This is a genomic window from Amycolatopsis vastitatis (assembly GCF_002234595.1).
Classification (GTDB): domain Bacteria; phylum Actinomycetota; class Actinomycetes; order Mycobacteriales; family Pseudonocardiaceae; genus Amycolatopsis; species Amycolatopsis vastitatis.
The window spans coordinates 547,853-567,748 of sequence record NZ_NMUL01000012.1 but is presented as its reverse complement, the minus strand read 5'-3'; the positions used below and the strand labels follow the sequence as shown (position 1 = coordinate 567,748).

Here is a 19,896-nt window from a genome sequence, read left to right as displayed (position 1 = left end):
TCCATGGACGGCAGGTTCACCCGGCGGCAGCTGATCAAGGGCGGGCTCGCGGTGGCGGCTGTGCCGCTGCTCCCGGCCGTCGCCTCGGCGGCACCCCGCATCGACGTTCCCCCGCTCCCGTGGCCGGCGGCGAACGACATCGTCGCGAACACGACGGTCCCCACGTTCCCGGATCGCAGCTTCCCGATCACCGGCTACGGCGCGAAGAACGACGGCAAGACCGACAACACCGCGGCGATCAAGAAGGCGGTCGACGCCTGCGCCGCGGCCGGCGGCGGGCACGTCATCGTGCCCTCCGGCGGCAGTTTCCTCACCGGCGCCATCTACCTCAAGAGCAACGTCGACCTGCATCTCGAATCCGGCGCGGTGCTGAAGTTCAGCGGGGACGCGTCGAAGTTCCCGAACGTCCTGACGCGCTACGAAGGCATCGAGTGCGTCAACCACTCGCCGATGATCTACGCCCACGGCGAGAAGAACATCGGCCTGACCGGCGGCGGCACGCTCGACGCGGCGGCGACGTCGTCGTGGAACAAGGGCAGCGACCGGGCCTACCTGGAATCGCTGGTGGCCAAGGGGACCCCGCCGGAGAAGCGGGTGGTGCCGGGCTCCGGGCACACCATGCGCTCGGCGTTCGTCGAGCCCTACGCCTGCGAAAACGTGCTGATCCAGGGCATCACGCTGAAGAACTCCATGTTCTGGCAGCTGCACCCGACGCTGTGCCGCAACGTCACGGTCGACGGCGTCAGCACCGACCCGAGCACCGCGCACAGCAACACCGACGGCTGCGATCCGGAGTCGTGCGACCACGTCGTCATCGCCAACTGCAATCTCGGCGCGCACGACGACAACATCGCGATCAAGTCCGGCCGGGACGCCGACGGGCGCCGGGTGAACGTCCCGTGCCAGAACCTCGTCGTCGTCAACTGCGTGATGAACGGCAACTGGGGCGCGATCACCTGCGGCAGCGAGCAGACCGGCGGGATCCGCAACGTCTACGCGTACAAGCTCACCGTGAAGGGTGACACCAAGTTCGCGCTGTACGTGAAGTCGAACACGCTGCGTGGCGGGTTCTCGGAGAACATCAACCTCGACAGCGTTTCCGGCACCTTCGCGCGGAACTTCGTGTACGTGACGTCGACCTACAACAGCCAGACCGGAAGCTACGTCCCGTCGTTCGGCCCGTTCACGATCAGCAATTGCTCCAGCACGAAGATCGCGGGCAAGACCTTCGACGTCAGCGGGCTTTCGAACGCCCATGTGCACGGGTTCTCCGTGGCGAATTCCACGTTTAAAGGCGTGTCCGACACGTCGAACACGCTGAAATACGTGGACAACGCGCGGTTCACCAACGTGACGGTCAACGGCAAGCCACTCTGACCCTGCGGGAACGGCAGCGCTGCGGCAGGCTTACTACCAACGAGTAGGAAGCCTGCCGCTCGTCCTTTCCGGAGGTGACCGTGGACGTCCCCGAAGTGCCCTCGAAGGTGGATCCGGACGCGCTGACCGCCGTCCTCGACGGCCGCTGGGCCGAGCTGCGCCGCGGGGTGCGGGCGCAGATGGCCGAGGCGCAGTTCCGGGACCCGGTGGACCTCGGCGTCGAGGCGCACCGCGCCCAGGTGCTCGACCAGCTGCGCGCGCTCGCCGGGACCGACCGGCCCGGCCTGGGCTTCGACCCGGCGTACGGCGGCGGTGGCGACGTCGGCGGCTCGGTGACGTCGTTCGAGATGCTCGGGTACGGCGACCTGTCGCTGATGGTGAAGGCCGGCGTCCAGTGGGGCCTGTTCGGTGGCGCCGTCCAGCTGCTCGGGACCGCACGCCACCACGAGCGGTACTTGCGCGCGATCATGGACCTCGACCTGCTGGGCTGCTTCGCGATGACCGAGCACGGCCACGGTTCGGACGTCCAGCACCTGCGCACCACGGCGACCTTCGTGGACGGCGGTTTCGTCGTGCACACGCCGGATGCCGTGGCGAAGAAGGAGTACATCGGCAACGCGGCCCGCGACGGCCGCATGGCGGTGGTCTTCGCGCAGCTGGTCACGGGCGGCGAATCGCGAGGCGTGCACGCGTTCCTCGTCCCCATCCGGGACGACGACAGCGGCGCGCCGCTGCCCGGAGTGTCCATCGAGGACTGCGGGCCGAAGGCCGGTCTCAACGGCGTCGACAACGGACGGTTGAGCTTCGACAACGTCCGGGTCCCGCGCGAGGCCCTGCTGAACCGCTTCGGCGACGTCGCCGAGGACGGGACGTATTCGAGCCCGATCGAAAGCGACAGCCGCCGGTTCTTCACGATGCTGGGCACGCTGATCCGCGGCCGGGTGAGCGTCGCGGGCAGTGCGGGCAGCGCCACGAAACGCGCGCTGGCGCTCGCGATCCGGTACGGCGAGCTCCGCCGCCAGTTCGCGAAGCCGGACGGTGACGAGGTCGTCGTCCTCGACTACCTCGCCCACCAGCGGAAACTCCTGCCGGCGCTGGCGAAGACCTACGCCCTGCACTTCGCGCAGGAAGAGCTGGTCTCGAAGCTGCACGACATCGACTCGTCGGCCCCCGAGGAGGAGCAGCGCGAGCTGGAGTCGCGTGCCGCCGGGTTGAAGGCGCTCGCGACGTGGCACGCGACGGCGGCGATCCAGACCGCGCGCGAGGCGTGCGGCGGCGCGGGCTACCTGTCGGAGAACCTGCTGCCCGGGCTGAAGGCCGACACCGACGTCTTCACGACGTTCGAAGGCGACAACACGGTGCTGCTGCAACTGGTCGCGAAGGGGTTGCTGACCAGCTACAAGCAGGACTTCGAGGACCTCTCGCCGCTGGCGACGGCGCGTTTCTTCGCCGAGCAGGTGGTCAGCGCGGTCCTGGAGCGGACGTCGGCGCGCAAGGCCGTCGAGCTGCTCACCGAGGCGTCCGACACCGACGCGTTCTTCCGCCGCGACTGGCAGCTGCGCCTGTTCGAGGACCGCGAGGACCACGTCGTCGAAGGCGTGGCGAAACGCCTCCGCAAGGCGGCTTCCGACCCGTTCGGCGTGTTCAACTCGGCGCAGGACCACGTGCTGCGCGCCGGCCGCGTCCACGTCGAGCGGCTCGTGCTGGAAGCGTTCGCGTCGGCCATCGAGCGTTGTGCGGACCCGGACGCCCGCGCGCTGCTCGAGCGCGTCTGCGACTTGTACGCGTTGTCGGCGATCGAAGAGGACCTGGCGTGGTTCCTGGGCCACGGCCGCCTGACGGCGTCGCGCGCGAAGGCCGTCACATCGGCGGTCAACCGGCTGTGCTCGGAGCTGCGCCCGCACGCGCGCACGCTGGTGGACGCGTTCGCCATCCCGGAACAGTTCCTGGCGGCGCCGATGCTGCGCTCCTGAACGTGGTGACCCGCGAGGGTGGCCGGTATCGGGGACCGGCCACCCCCGCGGGAGCCGTTATCGGCGGCGCTTGCCTTCGTCGCCGGTGACCTCGAACTGCTCCTTGCGGACCTTGCCGGACACGGTCTGCTCGTCGGTGACCGCCTCGGTCCGCAGCCGCGCCCGCTCGACCGGCACGGTTTCCTTGCGCACCACGGGCTTTTCGGCGTGCAGCACGACGTCCTGTTCGGCTTCGCCGATCTCGGCGCCGCTTTCGCCGCGGGTGATCGGCTCCCGTTCGACGCGGACCTCTTCGTGCCGGACCGGAACGGTGACCTGCTGCTCTTCGGTGACGACGTACTTGCGCAGCCGCACGCGCCCGGTCTCGACCTGCTCGGTGCCGACGTTCAGCCGCTCCTCGGAGCGGGTCATGGCGGCCTGATCGTCCATTTCGGACCGGCCACGGCCACCCATGGCCGGGTCGCGGCGCTGCGTCCGGTCGCCTGCCTTGCCGCCCATGCGCCCGTCGGGCGACGTGCGCGGCACGGGCAGGCCGTAGTGGTGGTAGAGCTGCTCGCTCTCCTCGGGCGAAAGGTGCCCGTCGGCGTCGATGCGGGGCGCGTCGGAGACGCTGTCCTTGTCGACCTGGACGTGGATGCCGTCCTTGTCCGTGTGTGCGCCGGAAAGCGGGACGAAGCTTTCCTTGGTGCCGAACAGGCCGGTCTTGACGGTGATCCACTCCGGGCGGCGCGTCGCGTCGGCGAGGTAGACGTTGCCGACCTTCCCGAGCTTGTTGCCGGCCGGGTCGACCACGGCGCTGTCGATGAGTTCCTGGGGCTGCATGGTCTTGGCCATCGCGGTCGTGCTCCTTCCCCTCGTTGGGTCCTGGTGAAGCCACCGTCGGCCGCTTCGGCGAGCACGGCAACCGTCGTGGTGTTCCGGTGGGTGACCCTCGAACGTGGCTGTTTGAAGCGTCGTCCGCTGGCCAGGCGGGGGTGGGCGCCGCAGGTGGAGCGGGGTGTCCCGGGCGTGACCGGCGTCGCGGGCGATGCCGCGAAGGTGTGCACGTGACCGGCGTCACGTCCCGGCCTGTCACAACGCGGCCGCGCATCTCGTCAATGGGGTGAAGCAGACGACGAAAGGGGAACAACCATGGAAGCGCGGCTCAACCTGTTCGAGAACGAGATCGCCGGCAAGTTCGTCAAGCGCCTGATCGCGGCTTCGCGGCCGGTCGAAGAGTCGTCGCTCCCCAAGGCGACGCAGGAGCTCGTGAAGATCCGCGCGAGCCAGATCAACGGCTGCGGGATGTGCCTCGACATGCACACGAAGGACGCGGCGGCGGCCGGCGAGACGGCGGTCCGCCTGGCGATGGTGGCGGCGTGGCGCGAAGCGGTGGTCTTCACCGAAGCGGAGCGCGCGGCCCTGGCGCTGACCGAGGAGGGCACCCGGCTGGCGGACGCCCACGAAGGTGTCAGCGACGAGACGTGGGCGGCGGTTCGCAAGCACTACGACGACGAGCAGATCGGGGCGTTGATCGCGCTGGTCGCGACGATCAACGCGTGGAACCGGCTGAACGTGATCGCCCGCAACCCGGCCGGGGAGTACCAGCCGGGGATGTTCGGCTGACGTCCACTGTCCGAAGGGGAGCTTGGCCGGATTGGTGACGCGCTCGCGAGAGGGGAACCTCCGACTCTCGCACGGCGTCACCGATCCCGCACGGCGAAAAGTGTTTTCGTTCCCTGGCCAGGTGACTTTGTCCAACTCATCGGGTGATGTCGATAGTGGACGGTGAATTTCTGTCGCATCATTTTAGCATGATGAAGAAAACGCTCTTCGCAGCTGCAGTCATTGGTGGAGCTATGCTCGCTGTTGCCGCGCCGGCCTCCGCCGGTGAGAGTGGACACCACCCCGGCGGTGGCATCAGCATCGGCGACAACCTGTGCGCCGCGCCGTGGCAGTGGAACGGTCCCCTGGAACTGCTGCACTCCGGTCACGCGCCCGCGTACGCGGCGTGCAACAACAACTCGACCGGCGGCAACGGCGGCGGCATCAGCATCCTCAACAACGCCTGCGTGCTGCCGTGGCAGTGGAACGGTCCGCTGGAGCTGCTGACGGTCGACCACAACCCGTCGTACGTCGCCTGCAACGGCAACTCGGCAGGCTGATCCGAAGCGGAGCCGCGGCTGGCTGGAAGAGTGTGCCCCAGCCATCCACGGCCCGTCGAAGCATCACCGTCTGAAGATCGAAAGCCGGCGCGCGGCGCTCACTCGAGCCGAGTGAGCGCCGCGCTTTTCTTCCTGGCCACCAGATCGCCGCGATCGCGTTCGGCGGCTCGGCCGGACGGGACAGGATGACACGCTTCATCGTCTTGACGCGGTGCTACCGCCCGTGGTGACGATCAGGCGTCGGGATGGGGCCTGGCGGCGGCCTGAGAAAGATCCACAAACACAAACGCGCAGCTAGGCGTACATCGCCAGCCAGATCGCGATGTAGTGAGACACGGCCGCGAGCACAGTGCACGCGTGGAAGTACTCGTGGTACCCGAACGTCTCGGGCCGGTGATTGGGCCACTTGACGGCGTAGAACACCGCGCCCAGCGTGTAGAACAGCCCGCCCACGCACAACAGCACCAAAGCCGCGACCCCGGCGTGCGTCGCCAATTCGGGGAACACGAACACCGCTACCCAGCCGAGGGCGATGTAGATCGGGACGCCCAGCCAGCGGGGTGCGTTCGGCCACAGCATCTTCAACGCCACGCCCGCGATGGCGCCGCCCCACACGATCGACAGGATCACGTAGCCCGTCGGTTTCGACATCGCCAGCAGGGTGAACGGTGTGTACGTGCCCGCGATGAACAGGAAGATCATCGAGTGGTCCGCGCGCTTCATCCACTTGTACGCGCGGGGGCTCCAGAACCGGCGGTGGTACAGCGCGCTCACGCCGAACAGGCCGAGCACTGTCAGGCCGTAGACCGATGTCGCGAGTGTCGCGATCGGGGACACTGTGGACGCCGCCAGGCTGACCAGCGCCGCCGCCGCGGCCAGGGCGCCGAAGAACGTCCAGAAGTGGATGTGCCCGCGCAGCCGGGGGCGGAGGTCCACCACGGGCTCGGGTTCTTCCGTCGTCAGGCTCACGTATCCAGGTTACGGGACCGTAGGTTCTCCGGCAGTGCTCAAGTCACACGCCTCACATCGGGTGCGTACGCTACCTCGACGTGAGTGTTCGCTCCTTCTTGTCCGACGTCGTGTACAGCGCCTACGGCAGGCGCCTCATCCAGCAGGCCGCCGGGCGGCATCCCCGGCACATCGCCATCATGCTCGACGGCAACCGCCGGTGGGCCCGTGAAGCGGGCTTCACGGACGTTTCGGACGGGCACCGGGCCGGGGCGAAGAAGATCGCGGACTTCCTGAGCTGGTGTCAGGAAGCCGATGTCGAGGTCGTCACCATGTGGCTGCTGTCCACCGACAACCTCAACCGGGACCCGGACGAGCTCACGCCGCTGCTGAAGATCATCACCGACGTCACCGACGAGCTCGCCGCGCCCGGGACGGGGTGGCGGCTGCGGATCGTCGGCGCCCTCGACCTGCTGCCGGCCGAAGTCGCGAAGCGACTCAGCGAAGCCGCCGCGCGGACCGAGGGCCGGACCGGGATGGAGGTGAACGTCGCGGTCGGTTACGGCGGGCGCCAGGAAATCGCGGACGCCGTGCGCAAGCTGCTGCTCCAGCACGCCGACGAGGGCACGTCCATCCACGAGCTGGCGAAGATCCTCGACGTCGACCACATCTCCGAGCACCTCTACACCTCGGGCCAGCCGGACCCCGACCTGATCATCCGCACCTCTGGTGAGCAGCGGCTTTCCGGGTTCCTGCTCTGGCAGTCCGCGCATTCGGAGTTCTGGTTCACCGAGGCGTACTGGCCCGCTTTCCGCCGCGTCGACTTCCTGCGTGCCATCCGTGACTACGCGTGGCGGCACCGCCGGTTCGGCTCCTAGAACCCCGAAGCGCCGCTGGTCAGCAGGGGTGTCCGTCACCCGGTGTAGGTGTCCGGTGAGGCGACGGTGAGGTGACGGTTTGGCGAATCACCGTGTTGGCTCCCTGCGCGATCCCGCATTCGTGGGTACCTTCCGAGGTGAGGGCGCGCGTCCCATGCGGGTCCTCACGGGAGGCCCTGGTCGTGGCGGTGATCGAGGGGGCGGCTCAGCCGCCCACGAGACGCTCGAGGGGGCCGGCACCCGGCCCTCGTGGCCGCGCCACCTGACCCACCGGTCAGGAGGAGTGGTCCAGCCAGGGAGGTGCCCGGCCCAGCGAGTGCGGGCGTGAGGTGCACACGCCCTCGAGGGAGATGCCGTCGTGACTGCGCAGCGTTTGCCCCGTAAGGCCTCTGGCCGTTCTTCGACCGGTGCCGTTCCTGGCCCGGAGAAAGCCTCGACCTCGCCCGAATCCCAGCAGCACATGTACGTGCTCGACACGTCGGTCCTCCTTTCGGACCCGTGGGCGGTCACTCGGTTCGCCGAGCACGCCGTCGTGCTTCCGCTGGTCGTCATCAGTGAACTGGAGGCGAAGCGCCACCACCCGGAGCTGGGCTGGTTCGCCCGGGAATCCCTGCGCATGCTCGACGACCTGCGCCGGCAGTACGGCAGGCTCGACGCGCCGCTCCCGATCGGGGACCACGGCGGCACGCTGCAGGTGGAGCTGAACCACTCGGACCCGTCGGTGCTCCCGTCCGGGTTCCGGACCGACTCCAACGACCACCGCATCCTCGCCTGCGCGCTCAACCTGGCGGCGGAGAACGCGGCGGTCACGCTGGTGACGAAGGACATCCCGCTGCGGGTCAAGGCCGGGGCCGTCGGTCTCGAGGCGGACGAGTACCGCGCGCAGGAAGTGACGCCGTCGGGCTGGACCGGCATGGCGGACGTCGACGTCGAGCAGGACGTGCTCGACACGTTGTTCGGCGGCAGCACCGTCGACCCGGTCGAATACGGCATGGACGAGCTCGCCGAGCTGCCCTGCCACACCGGGCTGCGGCTGCTCGCGGGCACCTCCAGCGCGCTGGGGCGGATCACGGCGGACAAGCGCATCCGGCTGGTCCGGGGCGACCGCGAGGCGTTCGGCCTGCACGGCCGCAGCGCCGAGCAGCGCGTCGCGCTCGACCTGCTGCTCGACTCCGACGTCGGGATCGTGTCGCTGGGCGGCCGGGCAGGCACCGGCAAGTCGGCGCTCGCCCTCTGCGCCGGCCTCGAGGCGGTGATGGAACGCCGTCAGCACCGCAAGGTCGTGGTGTTCCGGCCGGTCTACGCGGTCGGCGGCCAGGACCTGGGCTACCTGCCCGGGTCCGAGAGCGAGAAGATGCAGCCGTGGGCGCAGGCGGTGTTCGACACCCTCGGCGCGCTGGTCAGCCAGGACGTCCTCGACGAGGTCTTCGACCGCGGCATGCTCGAGGTGCTCCCGCTGACGCACATCCGCGGCCGCTCGCTGCACGACACGTTCGTGATCGTCGACGAGGCGCAGTCGCTGGAGCGCAACGTCCTGCTCACGGTGCTTTCGCGGCTCGGCACGGCGTCGCGGGTGGTGCTCACGCACGACGTCGCCCAGCGTGACAACTTGCGTGTCGGGCGGCACGACGGCGTCTCGGCGGTGATCGAGAAGCTGAAGGGGCACCCGCTGTTCGCGCACGTCACGCTGACGCGCTCGGAGCGGTCGCCGATCGCGGCCCTGGTCACCGAGATGCTGGAGGACCACGGCTGACCCTGCGCCCGGTCGTGAGTGCGTAACAGTGTTCTAACACTGTTACGCACTCACGACCGCAGTCACCGGCCCGGCAACCGTTTCCGCTGTTGCCGGATAGCCGGTGAAAAACCCGCTCGGCCGCTATACGGTCGATCCGGGGCTGGGCATAGTTGGCCGCATGGGGCCGGAAAATCTTTCCCGTCGTGAGCTTCTCGTCCGAAGTGGTGCAGCCGCCGCCGCGCTGACCGTGGCCGGGGCGGGGGTCGCCGAGGCCGAACCGGACGTCCGGCCGGACGCCGGATCGGACGGCGTGGTGCTGCGGGAGGGCACGAACATGTCCGCCGCGCTGTCGCCGGACGGCCGGTGGATCGCGGTCGACCTGGTCACCGGAATCTGGGTGCTGCCCGCCGCAGGGGGTCGCGCCCGGCGGCTCACCGACGACCTGCAGGACGCCACGCTCCCGACCTGGTCGCCGGACGGCCGCCGGATCGCGTTCCAGTCCTACCGCGACGGCAACTTCCACCTGTACATCATCGATGTCGCCGGTGGCACGCTCCGCAAGCTCACCAGCGGGCGGTTCGACCACCGGGAGCCCGTGTTCTCACCGGACGGCGCCAAGATCGCCTTCAGCGGCGACCGGGACGGCAGCTACGGCATCCACCTGCTGGACGTCGCCTCCGGAGCGATCAGCACGGTGGTGTCCACCCCGGACGAAGAGGCGTCGCCGCGGTGGTCGGCCGACGGCACGAAGATCGTCTTCACCGTGAACGACACCGCCATCGACGTCGTCACCCTGGCCACGGGCGCCCGCACTCGCCTGGTCACCGCGAGCGGCGCCGACAAGTTCTACGGCCCCGCGTTCGGTCCCGGCGGGCAGCCCAGCTACCTGCGGCTCCGTGGCGCCGAGGCGGACCTCATGCTCGGCGACCAGCAGCTGACCAAGGGTGAGGACGTCTTCGGCTTCGCCGCGAACTGGTCCGGATCCACTGTGCTCTACACCGCCGACGGGCACCTCCGGCGGCGCGACCAGTCCGGCGCCGTCAAGGACATCCCGTTCGAAGCAGGCGTGTCCACGGCACCGCGTGCCTACCGGAGGCGGGTCCGTGACCTGGACTCGCCCGCGCCGAAGCCCGTCCGGGGCATCGCCGGTCCGGTGGTGTCTTCCGACGGCAAGCGGATCGCGTTCCGGGCCCTCAACGCGATCTACGTCGTCGCGGCCGGTGGTGGCCGGCCGCAGCGGCTGATCGGCGACGGCTACTTCAACTCCGACCCGGACTTCCACCCGGACGGGACAAAGCTGCTCTACACGAGCGACCGGCTCGGCACCGCCGACCTGTGGCTGCGTGACCTCGGCACCGGCCAGGACACCGTCCTCACGCAGCTGGCGGGCGCCCAGGTCGCGCCGCGATGGTCGCCGGACGGCGGCCGGATCGCGTACGCCGACCAGGACGGCGCCACGTGGATCTACGACGTGGCCACGGCCGCCGCCCAGCAGGTGACGCCACCGCTGTTCATGCCGGGCAGACCCACCTGGTCGCCTGATGGGTCGGTCATCGCACTGGCCGCGGTGAAGCCGTACTCGCGGCGGTACCGCGAAGGCACGAGCCAGATCCTCACGGTTGACCTCAAGACCCACGAACTCCGCTACGCCGAGCCGATGCCGTTCCGTTCGCTCGCCACCCGCGGCGACGACGGTCCACTGTGGTCACCCGACGGCCGGTACCTGGCGTTCACGGTCGAGAGCGTCGCCTGGATCGCCCCGGTCGACGGCACCGGACGGCTGATCGGGGCGCCGCGGCAGGTCACCCACGACGTCACGGACTCCCTTGCGTGGCAAGGGAACGACACGCTCGTGTACTTGTCGAAGGGGCAGCTCAAGGCCCAGAAGATCACCGGCGGCGAACCGCGCACGATCCGGCTCGACTTCACCTGGGCCCGGCCGCGCCCGCCGCGCCCGACCGTCATCTACGTCGGCGCGGCGTGGGACGGCATCGCCCGGACACTGCGGCGGGACGTCGACATCGTCGTCGACGGTGGCCGGATCGCCGACGTCCGGCCGCATCGGGACGCACCCGGGACCGTCGGCGCGCACGACCTGACCGCCATGCCCGGGCTCGTCGACATCCACAACCACTGGCACCTGCGCGGCAGGCAGTGGGGTGACCGGCAGGGCAGACTGTGGCTGTCCTACGGCATCACCACGACCCGCTCGCCCGGCGACCCGGTGTACCAGATGCTGGAGACGCGCGAGGCCCTGGAGTCCGGAAACCGCGTCGGGCCAAGGTACTTCGGCACCGGGGAAGCCATCGACGGCTCCCGGATCTACTACAACTTCATGCGGCCGACCCTCTCGCCCGAGCAGCTGAACCTGGAGCTGTCCCGCGCGGTCGAGCTGGAGTACGACATGATCAAGACGTACGTCCGGCTTCCCGTGGCCTACCAGCAGGCGGTGGTCCGGGCCGCGCACCGGGCGGGCATCCCGCTGTCGTCGCACTACCTGTACCCGGCGGCGAACATCGGCATGGACGCGATGGAGCACACCGGGGCCACCAACCGGCTCGGGTACTCGCACACCGTCAGCCGGATCGGCCGGTCGTACCAGGACGCGGTCGCCCTGTTCACCCGCTCCGGGATGTCGATCACGCCGACGTTGTTCACCTCCAGGGCGTTGTACGCGGACGACAAGTCGCTCGTGACCGACGAGCGCACCGAGGTCCTGTTCCCGCCGTGGGAATACCAGCTGCTCAAGACCACGGCGGACACCGCGGGCAACCCGGAGAACGCGTACCTGCGCCAGGTCCTCGCCGGGAACGTCGACATGGTGCTGCGGATCCACCGGGCGGGCGGGTTCGTGGTCACCGGCACGGACTCCCCGTTGGACAACGTCGCCGTCTCCACCCACCAGAACCTGCGGGCCATGGTCGCGTTCGGGTTCACGCCGTACGAGGCCCTCACGACCGCCACCCGCAACCCGGCGCGGTGGCTGGGGCTTCAGGACCGGATCGGTGTGCTCAAGCGTGGTGCGTACGCCGATCTGTCGCTCGTCAGCGGCAACCCGTTGCAGGACATCAAGGCGGCCGCGAACGTCCGTACCGTGATGGTCGGCGGGGTGCTGCGCACGGTCGGCGAGTTGCTGGCGCCCTACCGGAACCAGCCGGGCCGGCGGGCGGCCACCGAGGTGGCGCCCGCGGCCCGATCGGCGGAGAAACAGCACTGGTGGCACGTTCCGGAGTGGTCGGAACACGTCTGCTGCGCGGGCTGATTACCAGCCTGCGGGGAGAGGACGGCCTTCGGCGAACCCGGCCGCCGACTGGACGCCCAGCAGCGCGCGTTCGTGGAACTCCTCGAGCGTCCGCGCACCCGCGTAAGTGCAGGAAGAGCGCACGCCGGAGCCGATCGAGTCCAGCAGGTCCTCGACACCCGGGCGCTGCGGGTCGAGCGCCATCCGCGACGACGAGATGCCCTCCTCGAACAGCGCCTTGCGCGCCCGGTCGAACGAGTTGTCCGTGCGCGTCCGGGCGCCGACCGCGCGCTTCGACGCCATGCCGAACGACTCCTTGTACGGCCGCCCCTGCTCGTCGAACCGCAGGTCACCGGGGGATTCGTAGGTGCCGGCGAACCACGAGCCGACCATCGCCGCGGACGCGCCGGCGGCCAGCGCCAGCGCGACGTCGCGCGGGTGGCGGACCCCACCGTCGGCCCAGACGTGCTTGCCCAGCTCACGCGCGGCGGCCGCGCAGTCGGCGACCGCGGAGAACTGCGGGCGGCCCACGCCGGTCATCATCCGGGTGGTGCACATCGCGCCCGGCCCGACACCGACCTTGACGACGTCGGCGCCGGCCTGGATCAGGTCGCGCGTGCCCTCGGCGGTGACCACGTTCCCGGCGACCACCGGGACCCGCGGCGACACCGACCGGACGGCCTTCAGCGCGGCGATCATCTTCTCCTGGTGCCCGTGCGCGGTGTCGACGACCAGCACGTCGACGCCGGCCTTCAGGACGGCTTCGGCCTTCCCCGCGACATCGCCGTTGACGCCGACCGCGGCCGCGACGCGCAGCTTGCCCGCGTCGTCGACGGCCGGGGTGTAGATCTCCGCGCGCAGCGCCCCGACAGCGGTCAGGACGCCGGCGAGGCGGCCGTCGGCGTCCAGGCCGAGCGCCAGGTGGGCGCCGTGGCCATTGAGCAGCTCGAACACCTCGCGCGCCGGGGTGGTCAGCGGGACCGCGACGGCCGGAGGCTGCGCGACGTCGGCGAGCCGCGCGAAGCGGTCGACGCCCGCGCAGGCCGCTTCGTCGACGATGCCGACCGGGCGGCCTTCGCCGTCCACGACGACGACAGCGCCGTGCGCCCGCTTGTGGACCAGGTTGAGGGCGTCGGCGACGGCGTCACCGCCGGTGAGCACCAGCGGGGTGTCCCACACGGTGTGGCGGCTCTTCACCCAGCCGACGATCTCGGCGACGGCGTGGCTGTCGACATCCTGGGGCAGCACCACCAGGCCGCCGCGGCGGGCGACGGTCTCGGCCATCCGGCGGCCGGCGACCGCGGTCATGTTCGCGACCACGATCGGGATGGTCGCGCCGGTGCCGTCCGCGGTGGACAGGTCGACGTCGAAGCGGGACTCCACGTCCGAACGGTTCGGCAGCAGGAACACGTCGTCGTAGGTCAGGTCGTGGGCGGGCCGGTGGCCGTCGAGGAAACGCACGAGTCACCAGACTACCTGCCGGGCCCGTGGCAGGATCTGAGGGTATGAGCCGCCGCGACCGGGACGACGAGGGACGGGCACGCAACGCACGGCCGCGCGACGGGCTCGGGCGGCCGTTGCCGTACGGCTCCGACGGCGTCGAGCGCCAGCCGGAAGGCGTCGTCCGCACCCCGGCGCAAACGCTTGCGGAGGCGCAGCGGCTGCTCGACGACGGCAAGCCGTTCCACGCGCACGAGGTCTTCGAGGACGCCTGGAAGACCAGCGTGTACCAGCCGGACCGCGAACTCTGGCGCGGCCTCGCACAGCTCGCCGTCGGCCTGACGCACGCCGCGCGCGGCAACAACGTCGGCGCGGTGTCGCTGCTGGAGCGGGGCGCGGCGAACATCGAGCCGTTCCGGAGCGAGCCGCCGCACGGCATCGACGTCGCCGGCCTGCAGGAATGGGCGCGCAGCTTGGCCGACGAGGCGAAGCAGCGCGTACGCGTGTCGCCGGCGCCGCCGAGGTTGACGTGCTGACGGCGGTCAGCGCCGCGATCGTCGCTGCCGTCGCCTCGCTGGCCGGTGTGACGCTGGGAGCGCTGGTCGAGCCGCTGAAGCTCAACGCGGCGCGGCGGGCCAAGCTGCGGCAGGACCGTGCCGACCGCTGTGCGGGCCTGATCGAAGCCGCGACACGGGCGCGCAAGCACATCATCGACATCAACGTGATCCACCGCCGCCGGAACCTGGCCAAGGAGGCCGAAACCGACGCGCAGCGGGAGATCGAGTTCGAAGACGCGTACTACACGGCTCGCACCGACATGCGCGCGTGCTACGGGCTGCTCGTGATGAGCGGGCCGGACGAGCTGGTCGAGCAGGCGAACGTGCTCCGCAAGAAGGAGATGGAACTCCACCACACCCGGTGGGAGTTCGACGACGACGGGAAGTTCGACCGGAGGTTCCTGCCCACACCGGTCCGGGAAGCCGGCGCCGCCTTCGACCGGGCGATCGAGGAGTTCGCCCTCGTCGCCCGGAAGCACACCTCTTAAGGCTGGTCCCAACCGTCCGAAGCGGCCTTCTCGGCACTGATCGTCGTGCCCTCGCCGTGTCCGGTGTGGACCTTCGTGGCGTTCGGGAGCGTGAACAGCTTCTCGCGGATCGACTGCACGATGGTGGGATAGTCCGAATAGGACCGTCCGGTGGCGCCGGGGCCGCCGTGGAAGAGCGTGTCGCCGGTGAACAGCACGCCGAGTTCTTCGGCGTACAGGCAGACCGCGCCCGGCGCGTGACCCGGCGTGTGGATGACGCGCAGCGCGGTGCCCGCGATGGTGATCGTCTGGCCGTCCTCCAGCTCGCGGTCCGGCGCGCGGTCCGGGTGGGTCTGGTCCCAGAGGACGCGGTCGTCCGGGTGCAGCAGGATCGGCGCGCCGGTCGCTTCGGCGAGCTGCGGCGCGGCGTTGACGTGGTCGTTGTGCGCGTGGGTGCAGACGATCGCGGCCAGCTTCCGGTCGCCGACGACGTTCTCGATCGCCTTCGCGTCGTGCGCCGCGTCGATGACGATCACCGCCGTGTCGTCGCCCACGACCCACACGTTGTTGTCGACGTCCCAGCTGCCGCCGTCGAGCCGGAAGACGCCGGAGGTCACCAGGTTCTGCACGATCGCCGTCATAGGCCCGACCCTAGCCGGGCGAACCGGCGGTCGTACAGGAAGGCGCCCGCGCCGAGCGCGGCGAAGAAGAGCCCGATGAAGACGCAGTTCACCGTCACCTGGACGTAGCCGAGGGCGCCCGCGTCGACGAACGGGTACGGGTAGAAGCCGGTGAGCGCGCCACGGGGGAGCGTGAAGGCGAGCCACGCCAGCGGGTAGGCCAGCGACCACCAGACAGTGCGCCACGTGAAGGGCCCGCGCGGGCCGACCAGGAGCCAGCCGAGCACGAAGAGGATCGGCGTCACCTTGTGCAGCATCGTGTCGGCGAAGAACGCGAGGCCGTGCAGGTCGTACAGGCCGGCGAGGGCGACCTGGTAGACGATGCCGGTCACGATGATGCCGGCCAGCGCGTCGAGCCAGAGCACCCGGAACAGCGCGCCCCGCGCCGAGCCGAAAGCGACCAGCGCCGACGTCGCGATGACCAGCAGGTTCGAGTCGATCGTGAAGAAGCAGAACAGGTTCGCCACCCGTCCCGCGACCGTCGTGAAGCGGCCGGAGGTGTCGCCCGCGGTCGCGATCACCTGGACGACCAGGCCGGTCAGGGCGACCAGTGCGGTGACCGCGAACCAGGCGCGGGTGAGCTTCGTGCTGTGCATCCGCCGACGATACCGGTCGGTAACTCCGTGCGGAATCCATTGTGGACTACTCGATCGAGGCGAGTTCCGGCGGACTGGGGCTGCCCAGCGCGTGGACAGCCCCGAGCGTGGTGCCTACGCCGCGGTGAGCGTGTCCCGCAGCGCGGTGAACGCCTCGTACTCCGCCTTCTGCTCGACCGGCAGCTGGTAGGCGGCGGCCAGGAGCTTCGTCACGGAGGGGATGATGCTGAGCCGGAACGTCCGGCCGTCGGTCGTCTTGATCACGAACCGGCCCTGCAGATCGCGTTTCTTCACCGACGCCCGGTTGGCATCGGTGATCGTCAGCGGCGAGCCCGCCGTGACGGTGCCGCCCTTCTCCTCGAGCGGGACGAGGACGAGGTCGGTCTGCCCCGGCTTGAAGCCCAGCGCGAAGTTGCTGACGCTGGTCGTGCGGAAGACCAGGTAGTTCTTCTGCCTGATTTCGGCGGCGTACACCTTGGTGTAGCTCGCCCCGTCGGCGACGACCGAATCGAAAGCGGCGTGGATCGACGCCTTCATCTGTTCCTTGCTGACCACTTGTGGCTCCTCCGTGACCGCTCGGGAAGTGAGCGGGATCGCTTGCGAGGAGCGCACTCTAGGGATCGCCGATGCCCGGCCGGGTCGGGAAAAATGTCGCCATTCGGCACGAATTCGGCGCGGAGGTGACGTTCGAACCATCGAACGTCACCTCCGCGGCCGGACGAGTCAGCGGAGCGCTTTCACCAAGGCCGGGACGAAAACCGAGGCGTCGACCGTGCCCCAGCCGGTGGCGATGTCGAACCCCTTCGCCGCGGTGAAGCCGACGACGCCGTCCTGGCTGTTGTCGCCCTCGGTGACGTCGACGATCCCCGCCTTCGTGCCCGCCGGGCCCAGCTTTCCGTACAGCGCCGGGTTGATCTGGCCGAGCTTGCCGTGCTTGGCCTGCACCGCGAGCGCGAGCACGCCGGCGAACAGCGGCGCGGACTGCGACGTGCCGTTGACGCCTTCCATGCTGATGTCCGGGAACGAGCGCATCTTGCTGCCGGTGATCTTCTTGACGCCGTCCTGCCAGTTCGGCCGCGCGTACGTCTTCGACAGCCCGGCGCCCTCGGCGAAGCCGTTGTCGGCGACGTTCACGACGTCGTCCGGCTTGGTGCGGTTGCCGTTCGCGTCGAGGTGCAGCTGGGTGCCGCCGAGCGTCGTCACGCGCGGGTCGGACGCCGGCCAGCTCGCGACGCGGTACGGGTAGTTGCCCGGGCCGTAGAGGTAACCGCCGGTCGGGCCGTCGTCACCGGAGGACGCGACCATCGTGATCCCGGCCTTGCTCGCGCGGTCCAGCGCCGGGTCGAGCGTCTTGATCGAGTCGAACGACGGGAAGTTCTCCTCGGTCGTGCCGAAGCTCATCGAGATGACGTCGACCAGCTTGTGCTCGGTCATGTAGTCGACGGCGTGCATCATCTCGGGCAGGCCGGTGAAGCCCTGCGTCTCCGCGACCGGCGTCGCCGCGACGATGATCTTCGCGTTCGGCGCCATGGCGTGCATCATCGTGACGTCGAGGTCGGTCTCGCCGCCCCAGCCCTGGCAGGTCGCGGTGTCGACACCGGGAGCGGTGCACGCGGGCACCGGCCCGGACGGCTGGATCACCTCGAGGTTCGCCGGCGGCAGGCCGTGGTTCTTCGAGTAGGTGTCGAGGACCTGCTTGACCTTGTCGTCGCCGAAGGACACCAGCGTCGCGACGCTGCTGCCCGCGCCGGTGATGCCGGCGTTCCACAGCTTCGTCGCGTTGTAGGCGGTGCTTTCCTTCGGCAGCGACGCCATCGCCGCTTCCAGCTTGGCGACGCGCTTCTCCACGGTGTCGGCGCCGGCGAACGACCGCGCGGCCGCCGAGAAGTGGTGCTTCGACGGCTGGTGCCCCGCGTTCGGCGTGCTCGGCACGGGCGTGGCGGACGCCGGGACGGCGAACGCCGTCACGAGCAGGGTGGTGCTCGCGAGCAGGCCCGCGGTGGCGCGCAATCTCATGCTGGTTCTCCCCTGGCTGCCGGAAACTCCGTCAGCCACTCTGGCGAGGAAGGGGAGCGGGCAACATCGACTTTCGTCTTTCCTTTTACGAGGAAAGCGCCGCCGACGCACGAGATGTCGTAATCGAGACTTTCGTAGCTCCTTTCCGGGAGGCGAGGGGCATCTCGCGTGATTGAGGGGGCATCACTCGTGATTGGAAGGGCATCACACGTGATTGGAGGGTCGACTCGCGTGCCTGGACGGTCGACTCGCGTGCCTGGAGGGTCGGGTCGCGTGCCTGGGGGGTCGGTCAGGCTCCTTCGGGGCGGTCGCCGTGCAGGAGGCCGCGGACCGTGTCGATCGTGTCCGCGTCCGCCGGGTCCTTGTCCGGGCGGTAGCGGACCACCCTGGCGAACCGCAGGGCCAGGCCGCCCGGGTAGCGGGTGCTCACCTGGGCGCTGTCCAGCTCGATCTCCACCACCACCTCGGGGCGGACGTAGACCGTCCAGTCGTCGCGGTGGGTTTCGATCTCCTGGAACGTCCTGGTCTGCCAGGCGAGCAGCTCGTCGGTCATGCCCTTGAACGTCTTGCCCACCATGATCGGCGGGCCGCCGTCCGGGTCGCGGGCGCCCAGGTGCAGGTTCGACAGCGTGCCCGTGCGCCGCCCGTGGCCCCACTCCGCCGCGAGCACCACCAGGTCGATCGTGTGCACCGGCTTGACCTTCAGCCACGCCCGCCCGCGCCGCCCGGCCGCGTACGCTGACGCCAGGTCCTTGACCATCACCCCTTCGTGGCCCGCTTCCATGGCCGCCTCCAGCACGGCGTCCGCGCGGGAAGTGCCCACCTCGCCGGGGATCACGTGGGCCCCGGCGACCTTGCGCAGGGCCGCGTTGCGCTCGGACAGCGGCGCGTCCAGCAGGTCGACGCCGTCGAGGTGCAGGCAGTCGAAGAAGTACGGCCGCAGCAGCAGCGCCTTGACCTGCTCCTCGCGCGTGCTGCCGAACCGGCTCATCGTGTCCTGGAACGGCCGCGGCCGCCCGGCGTCGGTCAGCGCGAGGGTTTCGCCGTCCAGCACCACCGACTCGCACGGCAGCGCCCGCACAAGTTCGACCAGCTCGGCGACGCTGCCGGTGATCTCGCGCAACGTGCGCGTCCACACGTGCACCTCGTCGCCCTGGCGGTGCACCTGGATCCGCGCACCGTCCATTTTGTACTCGACGATCGCCTCCGCGTGCTCGGCGACGGCCTCGTCGAGCGACTCGGCCGGCGACGCCAGCATCGGCTTGACCGGCGTGCCGAGCGTGAGCCGGAACTCCGCCAGCGCCGCCTGGCCGCCGGTCATCGCCGCGACCCCGGTGACGCCCAGCTTCCCGGACAGCATGAAGGCCCGCCGCACGGCCTCGGCCGGGACTTCGGCCGCCGCCGCGATCGCGTCGACCATCACGCCTTCCAGCGCGCCCTGCCGCAGCTCGCCGGTGACCAGCCGGAACAGGAACTGCTGCTCGTCCTCCGTCAGCCGCTCGAACAACGCCCGCAGCACTTCCTGCCGCCGCGTGTTCGACCCGGTGCCCGCCGCGACGCCCGCGGCCGCCGTCAGGGCCGCGTCCACCTCGGTCACCGTGACGACGGGCTCCGCCGCCGGCGACGTGCCCAGCCCGGCCAGGGTGCGCCAGCCCGCACCCAGCCTGTCCTGCGCCGTCTGCCCGGTCAGGTACGCGATCACCGTGGGCAGCTCGGCGATCTCCGCCGCGCGCAGCACCGCGGCCAGGAGGGCGATCTTCGCCTTCCTGGACCTGGTCGCCGCCAGCTCGGCGGACGCGCGGACCAACTCGCTCAGCAACACCCGGACATCATGACCCGGACCA

Annotated in this window: 17 protein-coding genes; 9 read left to right on the top strand and 8 right to left on the bottom strand. The window is 70.0% G+C overall.

Going from position 1 to position 19,896, the window contains the following annotated elements; translation table 11 throughout:
* The first annotated feature begins 3 nt into the window (after window positions 1-3).
* Both CF165_RS16900 and CF165_RS16895 read left to right on the top strand, forming a co-directional pair.
* On the top strand, window positions 4-1,377 hold the full coding sequence (locus tag CF165_RS16900; protein WP_093948442.1) for a glycosyl hydrolase family 28 protein: 1,374 nt from the start codon (window positions 4-6) through the stop codon (window positions 1,375-1,377).
* Between the two features lie 80 nt (window positions 1,378-1,457).
* Complete coding sequence (locus tag CF165_RS16895; protein ID WP_093948504.1) at window positions 1,458-3,350, top strand: acyl-CoA dehydrogenase family protein; 1,893 nt, start codon at window positions 1,458-1,460, stop codon at window positions 3,348-3,350.
* Between the two features lie 57 nt (window positions 3,351-3,407).
* Here CF165_RS16895 and CF165_RS16890 read toward each other — a convergent pair whose 3' ends face one another.
* Complete coding sequence (locus tag CF165_RS16890; protein ID WP_093948441.1) at window positions 3,408-4,184, bottom strand: DUF2382 domain-containing protein; 777 nt, start codon at window positions 4,182-4,184, stop codon at window positions 3,408-3,410.
* Between the two features lie 297 nt (window positions 4,185-4,481).
* Between CF165_RS16890 and CF165_RS16885 the strand changes: the two genes are divergently transcribed.
* Complete coding sequence (locus CF165_RS16885; protein WP_093948440.1) at window positions 4,482-4,955, top strand: carboxymuconolactone decarboxylase family protein; 474 nt, start codon at window positions 4,482-4,484, stop codon at window positions 4,953-4,955.
* 233 nt (window positions 4,956-5,188) lie between these two features.
* Entirely contained in the window at window positions 5,189-5,494 is a 306-nt protein-coding gene (locus CF165_RS16880) for a hypothetical protein (protein ID WP_240521634.1), read from the top strand.
* A gap of 294 nt (window positions 5,495-5,788) precedes the next feature.
* On the opposite strand, the gene trhA is transcribed toward CF165_RS16880, so the two are convergent.
* On the bottom strand, window positions 5,789-6,430 hold the full coding sequence (trhA, locus tag CF165_RS16875) for a PAQR family membrane homeostasis protein TrhA (protein ID WP_093948503.1): 642 nt from the start codon (window positions 6,428-6,430) through the stop codon (window positions 5,789-5,791).
* 113 nt (window positions 6,431-6,543) lie between these two features.
* Between trhA and CF165_RS16870 the strand changes: the two genes are divergently transcribed.
* The 3 genes from CF165_RS16870 to CF165_RS16860 all read left to right on the top strand — a co-directional run bounded on the left by CF165_RS16870 (window position 6,544) and on the right by CF165_RS16860 (window position 12,317).
* The gene (locus CF165_RS16870) at window positions 6,544-7,320 is read left to right on the top strand and encodes an isoprenyl transferase (protein ID WP_167441465.1); all 777 of its coding nucleotides are present in this window, start codon (window positions 6,544-6,546) and stop codon (window positions 7,318-7,320) included.
* 460 nt (window positions 7,321-7,780) lie between these two features.
* On the top strand, window positions 7,781-9,073 hold the full coding sequence (gene phoH2 / locus CF165_RS16865) for an RNA 5'-3' helicase PhoH2 (RefSeq protein WP_093948437.1): 1,293 nt from the start codon (window positions 7,781-7,783) through the stop codon (window positions 9,071-9,073).
* Between the two features lie 160 nt (window positions 9,074-9,233).
* On the top strand, window positions 9,234-12,317 hold the full coding sequence (locus tag CF165_RS16860; RefSeq protein WP_093948436.1) for an amidohydrolase family protein: 3,084 nt from the start codon (window positions 9,234-9,236) through the stop codon (window positions 12,315-12,317).
* Here CF165_RS16860 and guaB1 read toward each other — a convergent pair whose 3' ends face one another.
* Window positions 12,318-13,757: a GMP reductase gene (gene guaB1 / locus CF165_RS16855; RefSeq protein WP_093948435.1), complete on the bottom strand. Its 1,440-nt coding sequence runs from the start codon at window positions 13,755-13,757 to the stop codon at window positions 12,318-12,320.
* Between the two features lie 44 nt (window positions 13,758-13,801).
* Between guaB1 and CF165_RS16850 the strand changes: the two genes are divergently transcribed.
* Window positions 13,802-14,272 carry a DUF309 domain-containing protein gene (locus tag CF165_RS16850; protein WP_093948434.1) on the top strand — a complete coding sequence of 157 codons (471 nt, stop codon included), beginning with the start codon at window positions 13,802-13,804 and terminating at the stop codon, window positions 14,270-14,272.
* Window positions 14,266-14,781: a hypothetical protein gene (locus CF165_RS16845; RefSeq protein WP_093948433.1), complete on the top strand. Its 516-nt coding sequence runs from the start codon at window positions 14,266-14,268 to the stop codon at window positions 14,779-14,781. Before CF165_RS16850 ends, CF165_RS16845 begins: the two co-directional genes overlap by 7 nt.
* On the opposite strand, the gene CF165_RS16840 is transcribed toward CF165_RS16845, so the two are convergent.
* The 5 genes from CF165_RS16840 to CF165_RS16820 form a co-directional block, all read right to left on the bottom strand.
* The gene (locus CF165_RS16840) at window positions 14,778-15,401 is read right to left on the bottom strand and encodes an MBL fold metallo-hydrolase (protein WP_093948432.1); all 624 of its coding nucleotides are present in this window, start codon (window positions 15,399-15,401) and stop codon (window positions 14,778-14,780) included. The genes CF165_RS16845 and CF165_RS16840 overlap by 4 nt on opposite strands.
* Window positions 15,398-16,036: a Pr6Pr family membrane protein gene (locus CF165_RS16835; protein ID WP_093948431.1), complete on the bottom strand. Its 639-nt coding sequence runs from the start codon at window positions 16,034-16,036 to the stop codon at window positions 15,398-15,400. Before CF165_RS16835 ends, CF165_RS16840 begins: the two co-directional genes overlap by 4 nt.
* Before the next feature lie 114 nt (window positions 16,037-16,150).
* On the bottom strand, window positions 16,151-16,591 hold the full coding sequence (locus CF165_RS16830; RefSeq protein ID WP_093948430.1) for a hypothetical protein: 441 nt from the start codon (window positions 16,589-16,591) through the stop codon (window positions 16,151-16,153).
* 168 nt (window positions 16,592-16,759) lie between these two features.
* Window positions 16,760-18,052: a S53 family peptidase gene (locus CF165_RS16825; RefSeq protein ID WP_167441463.1), complete on the bottom strand. Its 1,293-nt coding sequence runs from the start codon at window positions 18,050-18,052 to the stop codon at window positions 16,760-16,762.
* Window positions 18,053-18,341: 289 nt separating this feature from the next.
* Window positions 18,342-19,874, bottom strand: a complete 1,533-nt coding sequence (locus tag CF165_RS16820) for an ATP-dependent DNA ligase (RefSeq protein ID WP_093948428.1) — start codon at window positions 19,872-19,874, stop codon at window positions 18,342-18,344.
* Window positions 19,875-19,896 lie beyond the last annotated feature (22 nt).